At 62.9% G+C, this 21,891-nt stretch carries 22 protein-coding genes; 13 read left to right on the plus strand and 9 right to left on the minus strand.

The genetic code is table 11. The features are described 5' to 3' along the window. Positions 1-23 precede the first annotated feature (23 nt). From greA to AB4136_RS30065, 3 genes are all read right to left on the minus strand, one after another. Positions 24-497, minus strand: a complete 474-nt coding sequence (greA, locus tag AB4136_RS30055) for a transcription elongation factor GreA (protein WP_024925367.1) — start codon at positions 495-497, stop codon at positions 24-26. A gap of 273 nt (positions 498-770) precedes the next feature. Beyond that, complete coding sequence (locus tag AB4136_RS30060; RefSeq protein ID WP_024925368.1) at positions 771-1,355, minus strand: tetratricopeptide repeat protein; 585 nt, start codon at positions 1,353-1,355, stop codon at positions 771-773. 85 nt (positions 1,356-1,440) lie between these two features. After that, entirely contained in the window at positions 1,441-1,791 is a 351-nt protein-coding gene (locus AB4136_RS30065) for a DMT family protein (RefSeq protein ID WP_024925369.1), read from the minus strand. Between the two features lie 498 nt (positions 1,792-2,289). Between AB4136_RS30065 and AB4136_RS30070 the strand changes: the two genes are divergently transcribed. From AB4136_RS30070 to AB4136_RS30080, 3 genes are all read left to right on the plus strand, one after another. Next, the gene (locus AB4136_RS30070) at positions 2,290-2,835 is read left to right on the plus strand and encodes an extensin-like domain-containing protein (protein ID WP_244431126.1); all 546 of its coding nucleotides are present in this window, start codon (positions 2,290-2,292) and stop codon (positions 2,833-2,835) included. 129 nt (positions 2,836-2,964) lie between these two features. Beyond that, complete coding sequence (locus tag AB4136_RS30075) at positions 2,965-3,777, plus strand: extensin-like domain-containing protein (RefSeq protein WP_024925371.1); 813 nt, start codon at positions 2,965-2,967, stop codon at positions 3,775-3,777. Between the two features lie 88 nt (positions 3,778-3,865). Further along, entirely contained in the window at positions 3,866-5,176 is a 1,311-nt protein-coding gene (locus AB4136_RS30080) for a hemolysin family protein (RefSeq protein ID WP_024925372.1), read from the plus strand. Between the two features lie 75 nt (positions 5,177-5,251). Here AB4136_RS30080 and AB4136_RS30085 read toward each other — a convergent pair whose 3' ends face one another. After that, positions 5,252-5,854 (minus strand): NADPH-dependent FMN reductase, encoded by a 603-nt coding sequence (locus tag AB4136_RS30085; RefSeq protein WP_024925373.1) that lies wholly within the window; start codon positions 5,852-5,854, stop codon positions 5,252-5,254. Positions 5,855-5,940: 86 nt separating this feature from the next. Here AB4136_RS30085 and AB4136_RS30090 point away from each other — a divergent pair, with 86 nt between their 5' ends. Continuing rightward, positions 5,941-6,315 (plus strand): winged helix-turn-helix transcriptional regulator, encoded by a 375-nt coding sequence (locus tag AB4136_RS30090; RefSeq protein WP_024925374.1) that lies wholly within the window; start codon positions 5,941-5,943, stop codon positions 6,313-6,315. Positions 6,316-6,327: 12 nt separating this feature from the next. Here AB4136_RS30090 and AB4136_RS30095 read toward each other — a convergent pair whose 3' ends face one another. Then, complete coding sequence (locus AB4136_RS30095; RefSeq protein ID WP_024925375.1) at positions 6,328-6,720, minus strand: acyl-CoA thioesterase; 393 nt, start codon at positions 6,718-6,720, stop codon at positions 6,328-6,330. A gap of 208 nt (positions 6,721-6,928) precedes the next feature. Here AB4136_RS30095 and AB4136_RS30100 point away from each other — a divergent pair, with 208 nt between their 5' ends. The 3 genes from AB4136_RS30100 to AB4136_RS30110 are packed head-to-tail and all read left to right on the plus strand — an operon-like array spanning position 6,929 to position 10,667. Continuing rightward, entirely contained in the window at positions 6,929-8,545 is a 1,617-nt protein-coding gene (locus AB4136_RS30100) for a GMC family oxidoreductase (protein ID WP_024925376.1), read from the plus strand. Beyond that, a complete protein-coding gene (locus tag AB4136_RS30105; RefSeq protein WP_024925377.1) occupies positions 8,542-9,753 on the plus strand; it encodes a mandelate racemase/muconate lactonizing enzyme family protein in 1,212 nt (403 codons plus the stop codon). Before AB4136_RS30100 ends, AB4136_RS30105 begins: the two co-directional genes overlap by 4 nt. Next, positions 9,750-10,667 carry an NAD(P)-dependent oxidoreductase gene (locus AB4136_RS30110; protein ID WP_024925378.1) on the plus strand — a complete coding sequence of 306 codons (918 nt, stop codon included), beginning with the start codon at positions 9,750-9,752 and terminating at the stop codon, positions 10,665-10,667. The genes AB4136_RS30105 and AB4136_RS30110 overlap by 4 nt, the downstream gene beginning before the upstream one ends. Before the next feature lie 109 nt (positions 10,668-10,776). Here AB4136_RS30110 and AB4136_RS30115 read toward each other — a convergent pair whose 3' ends face one another. Continuing rightward, on the minus strand, positions 10,777-11,715 hold the full coding sequence (locus AB4136_RS30115) for a diacylglycerol/lipid kinase family protein (protein ID WP_024925379.1): 939 nt from the start codon (positions 11,713-11,715) through the stop codon (positions 10,777-10,779). Positions 11,716-12,472: 757 nt separating this feature from the next. Here AB4136_RS30115 and AB4136_RS30120 point away from each other — a divergent pair. Beyond that, positions 12,473-12,979: a hypothetical protein gene (locus tag AB4136_RS30120; protein ID WP_024925380.1), complete on the plus strand. Its 507-nt coding sequence runs from the start codon at positions 12,473-12,475 to the stop codon at positions 12,977-12,979. Between the two features lie 90 nt (positions 12,980-13,069). Here AB4136_RS30120 and AB4136_RS30125 read toward each other — a convergent pair whose 3' ends face one another. Next, positions 13,070-13,312 carry a DUF1344 domain-containing protein gene (locus AB4136_RS30125; RefSeq protein ID WP_024925381.1) on the minus strand — a complete coding sequence of 81 codons (243 nt, stop codon included), beginning with the start codon at positions 13,310-13,312 and terminating at the stop codon, positions 13,070-13,072. A 523-nt stretch (positions 13,313-13,835) separates the two neighbouring features. On the opposite strand from AB4136_RS30125, the gene AB4136_RS30130 reads away from it, so the two are divergent. Together AB4136_RS30130 and AB4136_RS30135 are read left to right on the plus strand one after the other, a co-directional pair. Continuing rightward, complete coding sequence (locus tag AB4136_RS30130; RefSeq protein ID WP_024925382.1) at positions 13,836-14,093, plus strand: SemiSWEET family sugar transporter; 258 nt, start codon at positions 13,836-13,838, stop codon at positions 14,091-14,093. A gap of 47 nt (positions 14,094-14,140) precedes the next feature. Beyond that, the gene (locus AB4136_RS30135; RefSeq protein ID WP_244431127.1) at positions 14,141-14,623 is read left to right on the plus strand and encodes a YegJ family protein; all 483 of its coding nucleotides are present in this window, start codon (positions 14,141-14,143) and stop codon (positions 14,621-14,623) included. A gap of 4 nt (positions 14,624-14,627) precedes the next feature. Here the strand turns inward: AB4136_RS30135 and AB4136_RS30140 are convergent, their stop codons facing one another. After that, positions 14,628-15,677 (minus strand): CapA family protein, encoded by a 1,050-nt coding sequence (locus AB4136_RS30140; RefSeq protein ID WP_024925384.1) that lies wholly within the window; start codon positions 15,675-15,677, stop codon positions 14,628-14,630. 121 nt (positions 15,678-15,798) lie between these two features. After that, complete coding sequence (locus AB4136_RS30145; protein WP_024925385.1) at positions 15,799-17,229, minus strand: amidase; 1,431 nt, start codon at positions 17,227-17,229, stop codon at positions 15,799-15,801. 333 nt (positions 17,230-17,562) lie between these two features. Between AB4136_RS30145 and AB4136_RS30150 the strand changes: the two genes are divergently transcribed. The 3 genes from AB4136_RS30150 to uvrB all read left to right on the plus strand — a co-directional run bounded on the left by AB4136_RS30150 (position 17,563) and on the right by uvrB (position 21,830). Continuing rightward, positions 17,563-18,102 (plus strand): hypothetical protein, encoded by a 540-nt coding sequence (locus AB4136_RS30150; RefSeq protein WP_137901377.1) that lies wholly within the window; start codon positions 17,563-17,565, stop codon positions 18,100-18,102. Between the two features lie 103 nt (positions 18,103-18,205). Beyond that, positions 18,206-18,646: an SH3 domain-containing protein gene (locus AB4136_RS30155; RefSeq protein ID WP_024925387.1), complete on the plus strand. Its 441-nt coding sequence runs from the start codon at positions 18,206-18,208 to the stop codon at positions 18,644-18,646. 109 nt (positions 18,647-18,755) lie between these two features. Beyond that, positions 18,756-21,830, plus strand: coding sequence for an excinuclease ABC subunit UvrB (uvrB, locus tag AB4136_RS30160; RefSeq protein ID WP_024925388.1), 3,075 nt, complete (start codon positions 18,756-18,758; stop codon positions 21,828-21,830). Positions 21,831-21,891: the final 61 nt, after the last annotated feature.

The following is a 21,891-nucleotide window of genomic DNA, read 5'->3' on the forward strand; positions in this document are numbered from 1 at the left end:
ACACCGGGGGAAATCCGAAAAACTCAGACGAAACGGACCTCTACGATCTCGTAGCCGCGGGCGCCGCCTGGCGCGTTGACCTCGATGGCATCGCCAACGGCCTTGCCGATCAGCGCGCGGGCAATCGGTGAGGAGATCGAAATGCGGCCCGACTTCACGTCGGCTTCCTGGTCGCCGACAATCTGGTAGGTCTTCTCTTCCTCGGTATCCTCGTCGACAAGCACGACGGTGGCGCCGAATTTGACCTTGTCGCCGGTCAGCTTGGAAACGTCGATGATTTCGGCGCGGGCAACCAGATCCTCGAGTTCGCTGACGCGACCCTCATTGAGGCTCTGCTGCTCTTTTGCGGCGTGGTATTCGGCGTTTTCCGAAAGATCGCCATGCGAGCGCGCCTCTGAAATCGCCTCGATGATGCGCGGCCGCTCTTCTTGTTGGCGCCAGCGCAACTCTTCCCTGAGCGTCGCAAAACCTCCGCCTGTCATCGGCACTTTGTTCATCGTTTCACCTTTCATGCCGCCAGCCCCTCAACGGGGCAGACCGTGTCGCTGGGTGCAAAAAGAAAACGGTCCGGCAGCCTCGGACTGACGGAACCGTGTCACCTCAGATTCCCGGAATATAGCAAGCTTGCGGCGATTTTCACGTCAAAAAAACAACGCCGACGATTTGGGGATACCGCGGCGCCCATGGCACCGCAGCCAAGAACTCGCCTGTTTCAGAGATAGGTAAATGCCGGCCGCTCGCTGACAGCCGGCATTCAAAACCGGTGGGCTTCAGCTGCGTTCGTAGTGCTCGATCTGCTCCGAAAGCATGCCGTATTCGCGAGACGTCTTGCCTGTGCGCTTTTCGATCTCGCCAAGCTGCGCGCGCGCTCCGATGATATCGCCCATCTGCAGCCGTGCCTCGCCGAGATATTCGCGCACCAGCGTGTAGTCGGGGTTCTGGCGCAATGCTTCCTCGTAATAACCGAGGCCGACAACGACGCGGCCGGACTTGCGGTGCGAATAGCCGAGATAATTGAGGATGCGCGGGTCTTTCTTGTTCTCGGCGAGCGTCAGCACGGCGATCGCCTCGTCATAGCGACCTGCCATGGCGAGATCGTGCCCCGCCTGGTAGATGTTATTGTCATCCAGCATGCCCTGCTTGGGCAGCACGCATTTCTTGGACTTGGTGTCGTAGACCTCGCCCTTCTTCTTGCATTTGGCGGTTGTCTCGGCGCTACCGCCTCCGCCGCTGCTCGCGCCACCGCTGGTGCCGCCTCCGCTCCCGCCACTCTCGCCAGCGGCGTAGACTTGGGCGACAAGGAACGGCAGCGAGACCAGTGCAGCCGCCGCATGGATCAGAAGTCGCTTTTGCATGGGAATTCCTCCTGGCGTTTCGATCAGAACGATAACGCCGGGGCAGCTCGAATTCATCCCATCCGTTCGTTGGGCATCCAGATTGTCATCCCTTGAAGATGAAGGCGGCACCGCCGGCGATCAGCGCAAAGCCGATCGCATGGTTCCAGGTCAGCGATTCCTTCAGATAAAACACCGAGAACACCGCGAAGACCGTAAGCGTGACGACCTCCTGTATCGTCTTCAGTTCAGCCGCTGAATAGATCTGGCTGCCGATGCGGTTGGCCGGCACCGCAAACCAATATTCGAAGAAGGCGATCATCCAACTCGCGATCACCGCGATCCAGATCGGCGAGGTCTTGAACTTGAGATGGCCGTACCAGGCGAAGGTCATGAAGACGTTCGAGGCGACAAGCATCAGGATCGGCAGGAAGCGAGGCGACAGAATCTGGGACATTTTGGGAAAACCGGCAAAAAGGAGGGAACCGCATTTCAAGCTGTTGGCGTTGGCAGTCAACATCTCTCGAAGACACTGACGGCCAATCTTCCGCGACAGAGCGGTAACCCATTGTGATCGCCAACTTCCCTTCGCTCCGCAACCGATGCGGATGGCATTCGTTTGCAACCGGCCATGCTGTCGAAACGGACATTGTCGCCAATCGCAATAGCGTTGCTTGCCGCAGCTGCGGCATCGCAAGGCGATCTGCTTTGGGCCAAGCCCACACAGCTGCCGTCCCGGGCTCCGGTGCCGGAGATCAATCGCGACGCCTCGGAACCAACACCTCCCGCGGCGCCCGACATACCGCTGCCGCAGCCCAAGCCGAGGGAAGCCGACACATCGCCCACCCTGCCCCCAAAACCGTTCCAGGGCCCAAGCCCGCCGCCGGGATGGACGAAACAGCCCAATCCTCCGGCCACCCCGGACCCGCGTTCCGCGAACATAGCCGAGGACAAGATGCCCGCGGACGAATTGGCCTGCCGCGAGCGGTTGAAGGCGCTGGGCGCCGAATTCTCAGACCGGCCGCCGGAGCGCGACACCGCGCTAGGCTGCTCGGTGCCCTACCCGCTCACCCTTCGCAAGGCAGGAGGGTCGATCGAAATCACACCGGCGGCCGAACTCAATTGCGCGATGGCGGAAACGCTGTCCCGCTTCCTCATCGATGTCGTCTCGCCGGCAGCGCAGGCCGAACTCGGCGCGGCGCCGATATCGGTCGCACAGGCTTCCGGCTATGTCTGCCGGCCACGCAACGGCAGCACGAAACTCTCCGAACACGGCTTCGGCAACGCCCTGGACATCGCCAGCCTCACACTTGCCGACAACACGGTGGTTGAAGTCGACGGCGCACGACCCGAAAAGCAGGCAAGATTGCTTGATCGCGTGCGCCAGGCGGCCTGCGGGCCTTTCAAGACCGTGCTCGGCCCCGGCAGCGATGCCGACCACGCCAAACACCTGCATCTGGACCTGGCGCCTCGCCGCAACGGCGGCACTTTCTGCCAATGAGCGCAGGCCGCGACGGAGCCGCCGCCGCATTTCCACCACAGCCGTAAACCGCGCCGCTGAGCTTTCCTTTACCCTTGCAGCGTAAAACACGCTGGCTGGGAGGGGATTGCCCAACGGACGGGAACGACGATGGCTGGAAAACTGCATGCCATGCGGAGCGCCGCGCGGCCGAAGCGCGCCCCGTGGACGACACCCGGCCGCCTTGTGGCATTGTGCGTCGTGGCTGTGGCTTCAGCCTGCACCACCGGCGACGTCTTCGAATTGAAGCCTGCCGTGGATGTCGGCTCCACGACCGCCGCCCTGCCGAAAACGTCCGGCCTGCAAAGCCTCGTCCCTTCCAACCCCTACATGACCGCTGCCTATCCGCGCATGGATGAGCCGATGTCGCCGGTCGAGCAGTTGTCGGCGGAAGAGGTCGATTGCCGACAGGAATTGAAGCGGCTTGACGTGGCCTATACCGACCTCGCACCGATCCGCGAAGGGCAATGCGGCATCGAGCATCCGGTGAAAGTGACTGCGATCGGCAGCGTGCAGATGAAGCCGGCAGCGACATTGAGCTGCAACATGGCGGCCACCTTCGCTGCCTGGACAGAGAAGGAGCTCGTTCCGACTGCACGCTGGCGCTACTTCTCCGGCGTCAAGACCATCCATCAGGGATCGAGCTATTCCTGCCGCAGGATCGCCGGTGAAGGCGTTCTTTCCGAGCACGGCAAGGGCAACGCGCTCGATGTGATGAGCATCGAATTGAACAATGGTGAGGATATCGACGTGCGCAAGCCCGGCTGGTTCGCCTTCCGCACCAGCGGCTTCCTTGATTCCGTGCGCTCCGACGGCTGCGACTACTTCACCACGGTGCTCGGCCCCGGCTACAATTACGACCACCGCAACCATTTCCATTTCGACGTCAAGAACCGCAAGAACGGCTATCGCGCCTGCCGCTGAGGCGGCGCGTCCGATCAAGTTCAACATACATTGGACAAAACAGAGCTCGCCGCTTTTCGAAGCCCCCTTCGAAATGCTATGAGCGCGCATGCTTTATGCTGAAATCGGTATCGTGGTCGCTCTCATCTGTGTGAACGGCCTTTTGGCAATGTCCGAGCTCGCGATCGTCTCGGCCCGCCCCGCAAGGCTGAAGGCGATGATCGACCGCGATGTCCATGGCGCGGCGCGCGCGCTGGAACTGGGCGCCAACCCCGGCAAATTCCTGTCTTCGGTCCAGATCGGCATTACGCTGGTCGGCATCTTGTCGGGCGCGTTTTCGGGCGCCACGCTGGGCGAACGACTTGCCGACTTCCTGGCCGCTTCCGGCGTTGGTCCGCGATTTGCCAACCCCGTCGGCGTGGGCATCGTTGTCGCCATCATTACCTATGCGTCGCTCATCATCGGCGAACTGGTGCCCAAGCAGATCGCGCTGCGCGATCCCGAGCGCGTGGCGGCCCGCGCGGCGCCTTTCATGGCGGTGCTCGCCAAGATCGCCGCACCCGTGGTGTTCGTCCTAGACATTTCCGGCCGCGCCGTATTGTGGCTGCTCGGCCAGCGCGGCGAAAGCGAAGAGAAGGTCACCGACGAAGAGATCAAGATGCTGGTTGCCGAGGCCGAACATCACGGCACCATCGAATCCGACGAACGCCGCATGATTGCCGGCGTCATGCGGCTGGGCGACCGCGCCGTCCGCGCCGTGATGACACCGCGCACCGACATCGACTGGATCAACCTGCAGGCCGACGACGCCACCACGCGCAAGCTCTTGATGGAAACGCAGCACTCGCGTCTCCCCGCCGGCGAGAGCGTGGATGCCATGTTGGGTGTGGTGCAGACACGCGACGTGCTGGCTGCAATGCTTGGCGGCCGCGCGCTCGACCCGCGAAAGCATGTGAAGGCGGCCCCGATCGTCCACGACCAGGCCGATGCGCTGGACGTGTTGGCCAAGCTGCGCGAATCCGACGTGCCGATGGCGCTGGTCCATGACGAATACGGCCACTTCGAAGGCGTCGTCACGCCCGCCGACATCCTCGAGGCGATCACCGGCGTGTTCCGTTCCGACCTGGACGCCGGCGACGAGGAAGAAAGTGCCGTCCAGCGCGAGGATGGCTCGTGGTTGCTGGCCGGCTACATGCCCGCCGACGAAATGGCCGATCTGCTCGGCTTCGACCTGCCGGAAGATCGCGACTACGAAACCGTCGCCGGCTATCTCCTGTCCCACTTCGCGCATCTGCCGACGACCGGGGAAACAGTGGACGCGCAAGGCTGGCGCTTCGAGGTAGTCGATCTCGACGGTCGCCGTATCGACAAGGTCATCGCCTCGCGTCTGGCAGCGGCGCATCGTGGCGTGGTGCGCTAAGCTCCGGGCCTGAGGGCGCGGCAAGGGCAGCCTGTCGGCTGCCTTTTGCGCGTTCAGATCAACATCCAGGCGACTTCAAGCTGCTGCCACATCCGCCGTCTCGGCATCCGCGTCGCGCGCGGCCTTCAAGGCATGTGCAAACCAGGACAACTGGTTCAGCATGTCGTGCGCGGCCTGGTTGAGGTGCTCGAACTCCACGATCTTCCTGCCGGCTTTGATGGCGAGGTAGTCGGCAAGAACGATGTGCACGGCCGTACGCACCGGCGCCATCTGCAATTCGACGGCATTGAGACGCAGCTGTTCGATCGCGCGGGCACCGCCGACACCGCCATACCCCACGAAAGCCGCAGGTTTCCTGTTCCACTCGGTGTAGGCATAGTCGAGCGCGTTCTTCAGGACCGCGCTGGGCCCGCGATTGTATTCGCCGGTGACGAAGATGTAGCCGTCATATTCCTCGACCTTCTTCTGCCACTTCTGCGCAATCTCGTTGCTGGAGGGCACCCACAGCGACGACGCCACCTCATCGAAGAACGGCATCGGAAAATCACGAAGGTCCACCACCTCGACGGTTAAGTCGCCGCGTTCCCGGGCCAGTTTTGCAATCCATTCGGTCGGCGCGTCGGCGAAGCGGGCGGCACGCGTCGAGCCGATAACGACGGCGATCTTGGGCTTTGACATCTACAAGCTCCTCATCAAATACAGTATCATTTGGATACCGAGACTATATCTGATACTGTCAACTCGGTTGGCAAGGAGGCACTTTTTTGAAACCGAGGCACCCCCACATCACCAAGGATTGCCAGGCGGTGAGCGATATCCTGCAACGCATCGGCGACAAATGGTCTTTGCTCGTGGTGCAGAATCTCGGAGAGGGCCCGCAGCGCTTCAACGAGATCAAGCACGGCATCGGCAACATCTCGCAAAAGATGCTGACGACGACGCTGCGCAGCCTGGAACGCGACGGGTTTGTCACGCGCACGGTCTTTCCGACCATTCCGCCAAGGGTGGATTACGAATTGACCGATCTTGGCCGAGAGCTGTCGATCCCGGTCAAGGGATTGGCTGAATGGGCCATCGCCAATACAGGCCGCATCAACGAAGCGCGTGCCCGTTTTGACGGCATCAAGGCTGTGGCCTGACGGCCATCAGCGTCATTCGGCCGGCACGACTTTCGGCCTGCCTTCGCCATCGAGCGCCACCATGACGAAATCGGCGTGGGTTACCATTTCCATCAGGTCGGAAAGGTATCGTTGCGCCCAGGCCTCGACCTTCAGTGTCATCGAGGTCCGGCCGACACGCTCGACATGCGTGTAGATGCACAGCGTATCGCCGATTTTCATCGGCTTTGCGAAGGACATTTCCTTCACCGCCGCCGTCACCACCCTTCCCTTGGCGCGCTCCGCCGCGCGGATGCCGCAGGCAAGGTCCATCTGCGCCATCACCCAGCCGCCGAAAATGTCGCCCGCGGCATTGGCGTCCGAAGGCATGGCCAGCGTCCGCAGCGTCAGATCGCCGAGCGGTTTTCCATCCGCGTAATGCACCATGCGAAAGTCCCTCATGCCAAAGCGTCGTCATGATGGCGTAGCGACGTGACGCCAAGGCGTCAACGCCGCCACCACGCGAGACAGTGTTGCGCGAATGAAGAAACCACGTGGTCGCATTTCTCACACAGCATGCCGGAAGTGCCGGTGATTGCAGGGAATGCGACAGCTAGTCTGATGCCGACAAGCATTCCGGACATCACACCCCAACATGCAGACTTATGATTTCATCGTCGTTGGATCGGGCTCGGCAGGCTCGGTCGTGGCAGAACGCCTCTCGGCCTCCGGTCGCTTCTCGGTCCTGGTGCTGGAGGCAGGCGGCACCGACCGTCGCTTCTTCGTGCAGATGCCCCTGGGCTACGGCAAGACCTTTTTTGACCCTGTGGTGAACTGGAACTACAAGGCGGAACCGGACCCGGGGCTTGCCAACAGCGCCGATCATTGGCCGCGCGGCAAGATCCTGGGTGGATCGAGTTCCATCAACGCGATGGTATGGATCCGTGGTGCGCGGGAGGATTTCGACGCCTGGGCCGAAGCCGGCAACCCCGGCTGGAGCTATGACGACGTCCTGCCGATCTTCAAGGCGCTCGAGGACAACGAGGCTGGTGCCAACCAGTGGCGCGGGCGCGGCGGGCCAGTCCACATCACCGACAATCGCGCGCGCGTGCATCCACTGACGGTCCGCTATCTCAAAGCAGCCGAGCAGGCTGGCCTGCCGCCGAACAGCGACTTCAACGGTGCCGCGCAGGAGGGCGCCGGCGTCTACCAGATCACCACCAGGAACGGCCGTCGTGTCTCGGCGGCGCGTGCCTTCCTGCGCCCCGCCATGAAGCGCGCCAATGTCCGCGTCGAAATGCATGCGCTGGCAACAAAAATCCTGTTCGAGGGCAAACGCGCCGTCGGCGTCGAATATGTCCAGAATGGCGAAACCAGGACCGCGCGTGCCGGCAGGGAAGTCATCCTGTCGGGCGGCTCCATCAATTCGCCGCAGCTTTTGCAATTGTCGGGCGTTGGACCCGGCCCCCTGCTCACCGACCTCGACATCCCGGTCGTCCACGCGGCGGACAATGTCGGCCGCAACCTCCAGGACCACCAGGGCGTCAACTACACCTGGAAGGCTACGCAGCCGACGCTTAACCAGATCCTGCGACCGTGGTGGGGCAAGCTGCTGGTCGGCCTGCACTATCTGGTGCTGCGCTCCGGACCGCTGTCGATGTCGATGAACCAGGGTGGCGGCTTCTTCCGCACGGATGCCGACCAGCCGCGCCCGAACATGCAGCTCTATTTCCAGGTGTTCTCGACCGTGCTGCCTCGAGCCGGAGAGCGCCCTATCCTGACACCGGACCCCTGGCCGGGCTTCTCCATCGGCCTTTCCAACTGCAGACCGTCGAGCCGTGGCGAAATCATGATCCGCTCGGCGGACCCATTCGCCTACCCGAAGATCACGCCCAATGCCTTTTCGACCAATGAAGACGTGTCGGAAATGCTCGACGCGGTGAAATTCCTGCGCCGCATCGCAGCCATGCCGGCGATGGCCGAGGTCATCGCGGAAGAGGTTTTGCCAGGCCCGTCAATCACTTCCGATGCGGACCTGATTCAGGATTTCAGGAAGCGCTCGGGCACCGTTTATCATCCCGTCTCGACCTGCCGCATGGGGCCGGACCCATCGCGCGCCGTGGTCGATCCGCGCCTCAAGGTCCATGGCCTTGCGGGCCTGCGCGTCATCGACGCTTCGATTTTCCCTGACAATATCGCCGGCAACACCAATGCCGCCTCGATCATGACGGGTTGGAAAGGCGCCGAAATGGTTTTGGAGGACCACCGATGAAAATCACCGACGTCAAGACCTGGGTTGTCGGCAACCCTCCGCCGGGCATCGGCGGCAAGTATTTCATCTTCGTGAAGCTGACGACCGATTCCAACGTCGTCGGCTATGGCGAGGCTTACAACGCCACTTTCTCTGCGCATGTCACCGCGCGCATGATCGAGGATATGGCGGAACGCTATCTGGTCGGTCGCGACCCGCATGATGTCGAGAACTTCTTCCGCCGCTGCTATTCGTCCGGCTTCACCCAGCGTCCGGACGTGTCCGGCATGGGCTGTTTCTCGGCGCTCGAAATGGCTTGCTGGGACATCATCGGCAAGGAGGCCGGCAAACCGGTATACAAGCTGCTGGGCGGCCAGGTGCACGAGAAGCTGCGTTCCTACACCTATCTCTATCCGCATTCCGGCAGCGTCCATTCGGAGGACGCGAGCGGCAAGAACGTCTACAACGACCCCGACCTTGCCGCAGAATGCGCCGCACTCTACGTCGGCCAGGGCTTCAACGCGGTGAAGCTCGATCCGGCCGGTCCCTATACGGCCTTTGACGGCCATCAGCCCCGCCTGATCGACATCGACCTGTCCGCCCGGATGATCAAGGCGATCCGCGAGGCGGTCGGCACCCGCGCCGACATCCTGTTCGGCACGCACGGCCAGTTCACCGCGTCCGGCGCCTTGCGCATGGCTCGCGCCATCGAGCCCTACGATCCGCTCTGGTTCGAGGAGCCGGTGCCGCCGGACATGCCCGAGGTGATGGCGCAGGTCGCTCGTGGCACGTCGATCCCGATCGCCACCGGCGAGCGGCTGACGACGAAATTCGAGTTCGCACGTGTCATCGAAAATCGTGCCGCCACCATCCTGCAGCCGGATCTCGGCCGCTCGGGCGGCATTCTGGAAACCAAGAAGATCGCGGCGATGGCTGAGGCCTATCACATCCAGATCGCTCCGCATTGCTATTGCGGACCGATCGTCGGCGCCGCCAACATCCAGCTCGCCGCGACTCTGCCGAACTTCCTGATCCTGGAATCGCTCAAGCAATGGGATGGCTTCCACGCCACCCTGCTGAAGAAAAAAATCGAATGGCAGGACGGCTGGGTCATCCCATCGAAGGAGCCGGGCCTCGGCGTCGAGCTGAACGAGGCGGTGTGCGAAGCGCATCCCTACAGCGGCAAGGAACTTCACCTGCAGATGATGCAGACGCCGTTGATGCCGTGAGCGAGGCATACGCCTTCATCGGCCTCGGCCATCTCGGGGGTCATCTCGCCGCCTCGCTCGTCCGCAACGGCTTCGACGTCACCGTCCACGACCATGATCCGGCGGCGGTCGCGCGCCTCGTAGCGCTCGGCGCCACCGCCGCCGCCTCTCCAGCGGACGCGGCGGCCCGCGCAAAAAACGCCATCACCTGCCTGCCCTCGCCCAAGATCAGCGAGGCCGTACTCGCCGGCCCGGCTGGGCTGCTGGAAGGCCTGACGAGGGGCGGAACCTGGATCGAGATGTCGACCAACGGCCGCGACGAAATTATCCGTCTCGCGGCGCTTGCCGCCGCGAGGGGCGTCGAGACGCTGGAGTGCCCCGTCACCGGTGGCGTCCACCTCGCGGCCACGGGAAAAATCACGGCACTGGTCGGCGGCGACCCCGCCCTCTACGAGCGCCACCGCGAAGCAATCGAAGCGATGTGTTCGCGCTCGTTCCTGATGGGCCCGGTCGGCTCGGCGGCGGTGATCAAGGTCATCACCAACATGCTGGCCTTCATCCACCTCGTCGCCGCCGGCGAGGCGCTGATGCTGGCGAAGCAGGGCGGGCTCGATCTCGCCCAGGCGTTTCACGCCATCGCCGCCTCGTCGGGCACCAGCTTTGTCCACGAGACCGAGAGCCAGTTAGTGCTCAGCGGCTCCTACGACATCGGCTTCACCATGGATCTCGCGCTGAAGGATCTCGGCTTTGCCGCGCGCATGGGCGAGGAGTTCGGCGTGCCGCTCGACCTCGCATCGCGGGTCAATGCCATCTTCGAGTTGGGCAAACAAAAATACGGCGGCGACGCCTGGTCGACGATGATCGTCAAACTCCTGGAAGACGCAGTCGGCACTGACCTTCGAGCTCCAGGCTTTCCGGCCAAGCTTGAGGCCTGAGGAAAACGATTCAAGATCAACGGCTTGCCGCCCATAGCGGAATCGGATCGGCAGGTGGTTGAATCAACACCTGAGGACATTCGGCGTATGTCGCTGGAACCAGGCCTGCTTACCACCTGACCGACAGGGCCCGCGGCAGGATCTCGAACTGCGCCGGAATCTGGCCCGGCGACTCTCCGTCAATGTCGACGAGCGCGCTGTTGCCGTTCGCATCGCCGACCGGCTCCACCAGTAGCCTTTTGCCCCGTACGATGGTGATGGCCGGATGATTGCGATGCCGGCCGCCATAGAGCAGCCGGATATCCCAGATCAGCCGGAGCTTGCTCGCCGCCCGCAGGATGACGAAGTCGAACTGCCCATCGTCGAGCACGGCATCGGGCGCGATCATCATGCCACCGCCGAAGAAACGGCCATTGGCGGCGGCGACCAGCGCGACGCGCGCTTCGAACGGCTCGCCGTCGTCGACGGTGATCGACACCGTCTGAAAGCGGTAGCGCAGGAACTCCGTCGCCGTGCGCCATAGGAAGAGCAGTTTCGCCGACACCCTTCCCTTGCGCTTGTCGGCATTCACCGCCCGGTCCGCCGCCCCGGAAAGGCCGGCGCTGGCGATGTTGATGAAATGCCGGCTGGCGAGCGCTCCGTGGTCGTCGACATAACAGATGCGGCCGACATCGATCATGCGGGCTTCGCTGGCGGCGATCCGCGCGAGCAGCGCATCGATGTCGCGCGGAAGATCGAGCCCGCGCGCGAAATCGCTTCCGGTGCCGCAAGGCAGCAAGGCGAGCGCCGTGCCGGCATGGCCTTCGCCCACGGCCTGCAGCAGGCCGTCGGCCACTTCGCTGGCCGTACCGTCGCCGCCGGCGGCCAGCACCAGCTCGTAACCTTCGACGGCGAATTCCAGCGCCAGCCGCTCGGCATCACGCTCGGCCTGCGTCTCCCGCATGTCGAAGGCACCGAGATGCCGTTCGATCGCCGCGGCGACCATGGTCCAGTCCTGCTTCAATCGCCCGCCGCCGGCGACCGGATTGAGGATGACACCGACTTTCAACCGCGCCTCCCCCGATCGTGGCGGTTCTTTGCCGGCATTGAAGCGCGCAGGGGAATGGAGAGCAAGCGCCTGACCGAATTCGCCTGTTCAGGCCGCTCGCGGCAAACCGGCCTGTTTACCCGAAAAAACTGCGACCGCCAGCCGATATACCCGATAATCCCGGTATCCACAGGCCGTCAGCGGTTCCGGGCGCCGTCAAACGGGCGTATGGTTAGATTATCTCAGGCGGCCACGGATTGAACGGTCGAAAGACAACGGCAACCACGCGGAAACTCCTGAGGCCCGTACGGCGCCGACCGGCGCAGGTTTCGGCCTGATGCTGGAGCGGGAGCCACGAAGTACGGGGCCGCGGAAAGCGTGCGAACGCCAACGGCGGACCGATGCAAGCCATGAAGGCCGGGAAAGACCTTCGATGGCACGTCGACCGGAGTTCGAAAGGACCGAGAACGGCGTGATCCGGAAAGGGCGCTGCCTTTCGGGGTGCGCGACCTGAAGGGTCGTCAAAATCAAGGCTGGCACGCTGCAACAACCTTTGGATGTTGCGACCGCTGACTGGTCCTGGTCTGACAGGGAGGCGCTGGGAGAGATCCCGGCGCCAACTGTCTTTTGGAACCTGCCGGGCCGAACACGGCCACGGCTGCTGATCTTGTCGCGGCCGGCAGCGCTGCGCAAAACGCCACGCTCATTTCACAATCACAGCGAAATCCCGCCTTGTTCGAAGGTCATCGTCGTCGCGACTTCCGAAGGGACCGAACACGTGATCAAGACCGCCCTCGTCGCCATGACCATCGTCGGCTGCGACTGTGACGCCAAGCTTTGCGAATATATCGGCGAGACGCCGGCCAAATGGTCGAACCTTGCCGACTGCGAGGCAGCCATGAAAAGCCAAGTGCTGCGCCACAAGAGTTTCGACTATCCGTTGGTGTCCGGCGTTTGCCGCACCGTGCAGAAGCCGGCCAGCAAGCTCGCCGCGGCGCCTGCCACGCCCGATAACGGCCCGCCGCCTGTCATCACCGACGAAATCGCGGCGCTCGGGCTGCGCCGGCCCGAAATGCCAATCGGTCCGAGTGCGACGGCGGTCGCCAATCCCGATTTCAAGCCGACTTTCTACGATACGATGGTCGACGGAGGCCGCGCCGTCCTCTACCGCACCGAAAATGGCTACGCCCTGGTCAAGACCGGCCTCAGCCAGACTGTGTCCAGCACGGCTTCGGCAATGGGGCGTTCGGCCGGCTGGCTCTCGGCACAGTTGCCCTCGCCGTAACAAACGGCGTTGCGTCCGCGTTTGCCTGCACATAGCGGCCGGCCCGTCGGGGCCGGCCATCCATGGAAGGTTGTCGCCCGAAACGCGCGGCTACGATCCCTTGGCGATCGACGTCACGGTGCCCGTCTTGTCGTCGACGGTGACGTTCACTTTGGCGCCGACCTTGAGATGCGTCAGCGAGGCTTCCGGGGGCAGCTGATAGATTTTGCCGTCGTCAAGCGTGATCGACTTGGTGGCAGGGTCGATTGCCTCGATCTTGCCGGCCACCGTCGCGGCATAGGCTGAGCCGACGAGGGCAAGGAGAGCGGCTGCGGTCGCGAGGGTCTTCTTCATGGCTTGATGCTCCGTTTTCGGAAATCGAAAGTGCCCTTCAGCCTCTCCGCCAAAACAGGATCGAACGCGGCAGGAGCGGCAGGACAGTCAAAAGCTAACCGTTGACGGCCAGCGCAAACAAATCACGAAGGGTGACTTTGTTAAATGAAATCATGGGCTTATTTCAGACACATTTGCGCATAGCCACTGCTTCGGACCGTCTCGTGCCATTCGCTGCAGCGGTTTTGCGCAACAAAAGGAACTCGCTCGCCACCGAGCCCCGATGCCACCCGAACGCCGCATTTCGCGATCCCGCCATTCACGAAACGGCGCCGAAAAAATCCTGCCAGACACGTTTTATGACATCGCTTAGAGGCTTGTGACGCCCGGTTCGCGCCTCACGGATCGCTCGCATGGAGGGTTCCACGGGCCTGACATCTTCTTTTTTGGTCCAGCCCATGTCCGTCTTCCCAGGAATCACGCTTTCTGCCATTATTGAACCGGTTCAATCGGCCTCCCACCGATATTTGCGAAAGAAACTGTCTTGCTCCCGTCAATCGAACTCATCGGCGCGGTCGCCGCTTTCATTACGACCGTCGGCTGGATTCCGCAGGTCGCCAAGATCGCGCGCGAGCGCCGGGCTGGCGACATCTCGCTGGCCACCACCGGCTTCCTGGCCTTTGGCATCCTGCTGTGGGCACTCTACGGGGTGCTGATCGGCTCCTGGCCGGTCATCTTGGCCAACGGCTTCACCTTCGTGCTGGTCGCGGCTATCGTCGCCATGAAGCTGCGTTACGGCTGAAAGATTAAAGCCAAACTCGGATTGACCGGCAACAGCAGGAGCTGCCCGTGAACCGCTTGCCTCGACTGTTGCTGCTCATAGCCCTGTTCCTGGTCCCGCTTACCGCCGGCGCGCAAAGCGATGACAAGGTCGTCGACATCGCTCGGGACGACCCCGACATGAACGCCGCGATCAAACACGCCCGGGCGACGCTGGACGATTTCCTGAAACTGGCCGAAGCGCCACCGAACGACACCCAAGGCTACAAGCTGAAGGTGATGGTCCGCGACGGCGACGCCACGGAACATTTCTGGGTCATCCCGTTCAGCCGTACCAAGGAGGGTTTTGAGGGCACCCTTGCAAACGAGCCGCAAGCGGTCCGCAACGTGGTTGCCGGCCAGACCATCCAGTTCACCCGCGACGACATCTCCGACTGGGGCTACGCCAAGAACGGCCGCCAGATCGGCAGCTTCACGGTTTGCGCCATGTTCAAGCAGATGCCGAAGGAAGACGTCGAATTTTACCGCACCAATTACGGTTTCGATTGCTGACCAATCAGGCCTCGGCTGCCCCCAGCACACGCGCCAACCGCGCCTCGACCCGCGCGCGCAGCCGTCCGGGCAACGCATCCACAGGCATCAGCCGCTCGCGTCCGCCATCGCGCAACCGCATGAAGGGATGCATCCGGTAGCTGGCGACCTGCCCCCGGCTGCCCTCTTCCGCGCTGACATCGACGGTAAAGATCGCACCGATGCGGCCCGGCCATGGCTGGCGGGCCAACGCGGTGCCGAGGAAATCGCCGAGCCCATAGGCGACAGGTACCATGCCAACCTGCCCGACCGGCTGCACGACATGAGCGTGGTGCCCGGCAATCAGCCCGAAACCGTGCTCCACCAGGCGCCCGGCCAGCTCCATCGTTTCGCGTTGCGGAAAATGCCTGAACTCCCAGCCCCAATGCGGCACCGCGCACATGAGGTCGGCGTCTGCCAGACTACCATCCAGCCAACGTGCCGGATCGCCTTCCGTTGAGACACGGCCGGCAAACAGCGCCTCGTCGGCGTTGCGCCACAGCGTGAAGGCGGCGAAGCCGACCGACAGGTCCTGGACTTTGATACGCTTTACCGGACCGTCGGCAGCCGCGCCGATCACACCGATGCCGAGGCGCCGCAAGGCCGCCAGCGTCTCGTCGAACCCGTCAGGGCCCTGGTCCAGCATGTGGTTGTTGGCCACCGACAGCACCAGGCGTTGGGGCACGATACCGACGGCCGCGATTGCCTCCGACAGGAAGGTCTCGTTCATCGCATGATGCGTACCGATCCATGTGCCGAAACGGGCGCGCGCACGTCCCACCACCGGGCTCTCGCAATTGCCGATGACGAGATCGGCCGAACCGAGCAGTTCCTTCAAAGCTGGATCGCACACCGGCGCCTGTCGCGACGCAACCGCCGAAATGTCGCCGATGAACGCCAGCCGCACCGTTCTTGCCGGCCTGGGCGCGATCAGCGCGGCGGCGGGCGGCGCGAAATCCCGGGCATCGCCGTCGAGCGACGGACTCAGGAAGCGCGGCAGCCAGGAGAGCTTGTAGGAGAGCGGATAGTTCGACACGCGCGGCCCGGTTCGTTTGCTCCCGTTTACACATTCGAGCCGAACGGGTGAAGCAGCGTCAGGTCGAGTTCGTACCGACAAGGGTGCGAAACGACAAAGCCGTATTCAAAAGCGCGAACCTTCACGCGCTGATCGATGGCCGCCTGTCCTTCCAGGGCATAGCCTGTTCGAGCTGGGTCGAGACGGCCAGCACGGCGGCCTCGTCGCCATAGCGCCCGACGAGCTGAACCCCGATCGGAATGTCCTCGCAAGACCAGCCGAGCGGCAATGAGATCGCCGGCAAACCCGAGAGGTTGAACGGAAACGCGAAACCGGCATCCGCCCATTTCGCATTGTAGCGGTCGAGATCGGTCTCAGACATGTCGTAATAGCCCATCGGGCGCGGCAATTGCGTCAGCGTCGGTGTGACGAAGATGTCATAGGGGGAAAGATCGGTCGCGATGGCGCGGCTGAGCAGGCGCAGCTTATGAACGTCTTGCGCATGCTTGATGCCGCTGATCGAACGGCCGCGCTCGATCACCGCCCAGGTGATCGGCTCGACATCGTCCCGCGTCACCGGACGCCCGACGACAGCGGCCAGTTCCTCGAACATCGCCGCCACCTCCACAGGCCCCATATGGGTATAGGTGTTCCAGGCGTCGTTGCCGTCGAGCGCCATATTGTGCTCCTCGACATCGTGTCCGAGCCCCTCAAGGGTCTTGGCAGTCGCCAGCACCGCCGACTTCACTTCGGGGTCGACCGGCGTGCCGTTGGTGGACGTGACGGTGTAGCCGATGCGCAGCCGCTTCGGCGCGCGTCGCGACAATTCCAGCCAGCTTTCGGCTGGCCGTGGCGGCACGTAGGTATCGCCAGGCAGCGCACCGGCGACCGCGTCGAGATAGGCAGCGGTGTCGCGCACCGTGCGTGAATGGCACAGGAAATAGGCGCCGCCGTACCAGAAGTCGCCGTCGGGTGCGAGCGTGACGCGGCCACGCGAGGGTTTCAGCCCGACGATGCCGCAACAGGAGGCCGGGATGCGGATGGAGCCGGCCCCGTCGCTCGCCTCGCTGATCTGCACCATGCGCGAGGCCACTGCCGCCGCGGTGCCGCCGCTCGAACCGCCAGCGGTGATGCCTTCCTTCCAGGGGTTGATGGTAGCGCCATGCAGTTTGGGCTCGGTCGAGATCGACCAGCCATTCTCCGGTGCGTTCGACTTGCCGACCAGAACCAGGCCCGCCGCCTTAGCACGGCGCACCCCTTCGGAATCGTCGCTGGCCACGATATGCTTCAGATAGGCCGACGAATTGGTGCGCGGCGCGCCCTTCCACGAACTGCCAAGTTCCTTGGCCAGGAACGGAACGCCCGCGAACGGCGCCTTGCGGTCAACCCTGGCCGCCGTTTCCCGCCCCATGTCATAGAGACGGTGAATGACCGCATTGAGCCTGGGATTGAGGCGCTCGATCATCGCGATGGCGGTCTCGACCACTTCCAGCGGCGAAACCTCGCCCCGCTGCACCAGCCCAGCCAGACCCAGCGCGTCGGATTCGATGTAGACGGCCTGCAAACTCGTCATGATGACTCCTCCTCGCCAAAGACGGTGGCCCGGTCCCTCATCCGTCCCTGATACCAATGAAGATAGGCGCGTAGCGTCTGCCAAATAGAGCAGATAAGACAACTGTGCCGGGCCAGTTGCTGCATGGATAGCGTCCGCGAAACCGAAGCCCGGCTGGGCTATCTGGATATTGCGGTCAAAGTATCCGCGCTTCCATCAGCAAACGATATCCGCACAACGCGAAATGTCTAAATGCGAGGTTCACTAAACTTAAACTTGTACCTCTCACAGGAGCAACCATAGGTCAGTTTCCCAAAAAAGATCGCCCGAGTAAAAAATACCGGGGGATCACATTTGGCGCATATAGTTCTAAAACATCCCAGCAGGCGGGATAGAGCACCAGATATTGGCGATAAATTCTTCTTTTCCAAAAAATATCTTAGACTGGTTCAGAGCGCTCTGGGCGATTGGGTTCTCTTGTATATGCCGAGGCGCTCCGGAATATCGGCTTCTGGAAACTACAATGCGATTGCCTTTGCGGAGAATATCGTCGAGGCCTCCGAGCGGAACGGACACTACGTCCTCTCGCTGTCCCGTCTCGAGACGCTCGATCCGCCGCTGGGGGCAATCAGTCCCTACGTGATATATGAGAAAGGCTTAGCCGAGCCAGGATGGAAGTCTCCTCCGCAACGGCAAGTCCGAAAACTTGGCGATCGGGAGTTCATCAATATCCTTCAGGATCACCTTCAGGGATCGGCATATCAAACTCACTTCAATGCATCGTCTAAAGAACAAGAAGAGCATTCGAGGAAAATCGATCTTATCGAAGAATTGATACGGCGAGATCGAGAGCGAATTCGACAAAACTTTCCTCACGAACCCGATGGAACCTGACTTTCTTCCAGTCTCCCTAACTATATCTACAGACAAGGCTGGTGACGCTGCGAAAGCGCGGGCTAATATGCAATCCTTCGAACCGAAGTCATGGAGGAGGACGATGATGTTTCGTAAATTGCTGACCGCCCTTGCCTTGCTTGGCGGGATCGCAACCGCCGCGCCGGCGCTGGCGGCCACGGCCCACACCACCGGCAACGTCAACGTGCGCTCCGGCCCGGGGGCGGGTTATGCCAAGCTCGGCACGCTGACGGCGGGCACTCGCGTGAACCTGCGTGGCTGCGAAGACAATTGGTGCAATGTGCGGGGCGCCGGCCTCCATGGCTGGGTCTCGGCCAACTATCTGACCAATTATGCCGGCCGCCCGCCTGCGGTGGTCATCGCACCGACGATCGTCGTGCGGCCGCCACATCGCCCGCCGCACTGGCAGCGGCCGCCCCATTGGCACAAGCCACCGCACCGTCCGGGCTGGAAACCGCGTCCGCCCAGGCCGCATCCCGGCGCTCATTGCAAGATCGCCCCCGGTTTCCCCTGCCCGCGCTGACCGGCTCCTGACAGCCTGATGTCAGCAGCGCCGTTGAGATCGAAGCCGAAGGGTCGCTCAAGACCTTTCGGCTCTTCCCATTTTGGCGGACTCCTCCCATATTCGACGCATGGCCAAATCCTCCGACAAGAAAACGTCCGCATCGGCGCCTGACGACCGTGCGCAGCCGCGCAAGCGCGGCAACGGGGTTACCGACTTCCTCGACGCATCCGAGCCGCTGCATCGCGGTGGCTTCAACGAAGCGCCGCAAGCAGAATTCGCCGGTGCGCCATTGAGCGGCTCGATCTCGGACTGGGCCGAACAGATTTCCAGGGAAGCGGAGAAGGCGACACCGAAGCCGAAAAAGGTTCCCGAAAAGAGCGCCGCACCGACGCGCACGGCACGTGGCACCTCCATGGGCGGCGCCGCCACGGCCAAGGAGCGCACAGCGGCCGGCCTCAACCCGGTCGCCGGCCTCGATATCTCGCTCGAAGATGCCGAAACGCTGTCCAATTCCGGCGTCACCGCCACCGTTGCCGCGCTGTCGGCGCTGATTGAAAGCGGCAACCCGCTGCACAAGAACGGCGTGCTGTGGACACCGCACCGCCCCGAACGCCCGGAGAAGTCGGAAGGCGGCATCGCCATCAAGATGGAAACGGAATTCAAGCCGTCCGGCGACCAGCCCACGGCGATCAAGGACCTTGTCGAAGGTGTCGCCAATGAGGACCGCACCCAGGTTCTGCTCGGCGTCACCGGCTCGGGCAAGACCTTCACCATGGCCAAGGTGATCGAAGAGACCCAGCGCCCCGCCCTGATCCTGGCGCCGAACAAGACGCTGGCAGCGCAGCTCTATGCCGAGTTCAAGAAGTTCTTCCCGGAGAACGCGGTCGAGTATTTCGTCTCCTACTACGACTACTACCAACCGGAAGCCTATGTGCCCCGGACGGACACCTATATCGAGAAGGAAAGCTCCATCAACGAGCAGATCGACCGCATGCGCCACTCGGCGACGCGCTCGCTGCTCGAACGCGACGACGTCATCATCGTCGCTTCGGTCTCGTGCATCTACGGTATCGGTTCGGTCGAAACCTACACCGCGATGACCTTCCAGATGTCGATCGGCGACCGCCTCGACCAGCGCCAACTGCTCGCCGACCTCGTCGCCCAGCAATACAAGCGCCAGGACGCCAACTTCGTGCGCGGCTCCTTCCGCGTGCGCGGCGACACCATCGAAATCTTTCCGGCCCACCTGGAAGACCGCGCCTGGCGCATCTCGATGTTCGGCGACGAGATCGAGACGATCACTGAGTTCGATCCGCTGACCGGCAACAAGACCGGCGACCTGAAAAGCGTGAAGATCTATGCCAACTCGCACTATGTGACGCCGCGGCCGACGCTGAATCAAGCCATCAAGTCGATCAAGGAAGAATTGCAGCATCGCCTGCAAGAGCTTGAAAAAGCTGGCCGTCTGCTCGAGGCGCAACGTCTGGAACAGCGCACCCGCTTCGACCTGGAGATGCTGGAAGCCACCGGCTCCTGCGCCGGCATCGAGAACTATTCGCGCTATCTCACCGGCCGCCGGCCCGGCGATCCGCCGCCGACGTTGTTCGAATACATCCCCGACAACGCGCTCGTCTTCATCGATGAAAGCCACGTCACCGTGCCGCAGATCGGCGGCATGTACCGGGGCGACTTCCGCCGCAAGGCGACGCTGGCCGAATACGGCTTCCGCCTGCCGTCGTGCATGGATAACCGGCCGCTGCGTTTCGAGGAGTGGGATGCGATGCGTCCGCTCACCGTCGGTGTTTCCGCCACCCCCGGCGCCTGGGAGATGGAACAGGCCGGCGGCGTCTTCGCCGAACAGGTCATCCGTCCGACTGGCCTGATCGACCCGCCGGTCGAGATTCGGCCAGCGAAGAGCCAGGTCGACGATGTCGTTGGCGAAATCCGCGAGACGACCAAGGCCGGTTACCGCACGCTGGTCACAGTGTTGACCAAGCGCATGGCCGAGGACCTGACCGAATATCTGCACGAGAACGGCATCCGCGTGCGCTACATGCACTCCGACATCGACACGCTGGAGCGGATCGAGATCCTGCGCGACTTGCGCCTCGGCGCCTTCGACGTGCTAGTCGGCATCAACCTGTTGCGCGAAGGCCTCGACATTCCCGAATGCGGTTTCGTCGCCATCCTTGACGCCGACAAGGAAGGCTTCCTGCGTTCCGAGACGTCGCTGATCCAGACGATCGGCCGCGCCGCGCGCAATGTCGACGGCAAGGTCATCCTCTATGCCGACCAGGTCACCGGCTCGATGGAGCGGGCGATGGCGGAGACCAACCGCCGCCGCGAGAAGCAGCTGGAATACAATGAGGCCAACGGCATCACGCCGGAAAGCGTGAAGTCGCGCATCGCCGACATCCTGGATTCGGTCTACGAGAAGGACCACGTCCGCGCCGACATCTCGCAGTTCACCGATAGTGCCGGCGCGATGATGGGCAACAACCTCAAGGCCCATCTGGAAGCGCTCGACAAGCAGATGCGCGACGCGGCCGCCAATCTGGACTTCGAGAAGGCGGCCCGCGTCCGCGACGAGATCAAACGGCTGCGCGAGATGGAGCTCGCCATCTCCGACGACCCGCTAGCGCGCGAGGTCGAGGGCCAAAGCCCCTCCTCTGGCCGGGAGAAGGGCAAGCACAACAAGGGTGTGGCCAAGCACCGTACCGCCGAGGAGCAGGAGCGTTTCCGCAAGCTCGACGAAGCCCGCGCCGCCGAGGAAGCGGCCAAGGCTGCCCGGCCGAACCTCTTCCGCAAGCCGCATCTCGACGAGATGGGCGCCGATGGTGCCGTCCCCGTGAAGAAATCGCTGTTTGCCAAGCCGTCCATCGACGACATGGGACCGGGCACCGACATGCCGACGCCGGCTGGCGCGGTTTCGCGTTCGCTGTTCAAGAAACAATCGGCGGCCGAGGCGCACGGCTCGGACTATGGCACACCGGACGACGGCAAGTCGCTGTTCCGCAAGAACACGCTCGACGAGATGACGGTGCGGCGAACGGAAAAGCCGGTCGAGGGTGCGCGTCCGGTCAAGCCGGAGGACGTGAAGCCGGTCGTGCGCGAACGTGCCGGCATCGGCTCCTACGAAGATCCGGGCGACCAGCGCCGGCAGACACGGCGACCCAAGAAAAGCGGCCGGCCGGGACACTGATCGCGAGGGCTCCCTCCGTCGGCTGAAATAAATTTTGCGCCGCTGTCGGAATGCGATCGCA

Origin of the sequence: Mesorhizobium sp. 2RAF21, assembly GCF_052115345.1 — a bacterium.
Classification (GTDB): Bacteria; Pseudomonadota; Alphaproteobacteria; order Rhizobiales; family Rhizobiaceae; genus Mesorhizobium; species Mesorhizobium terrae.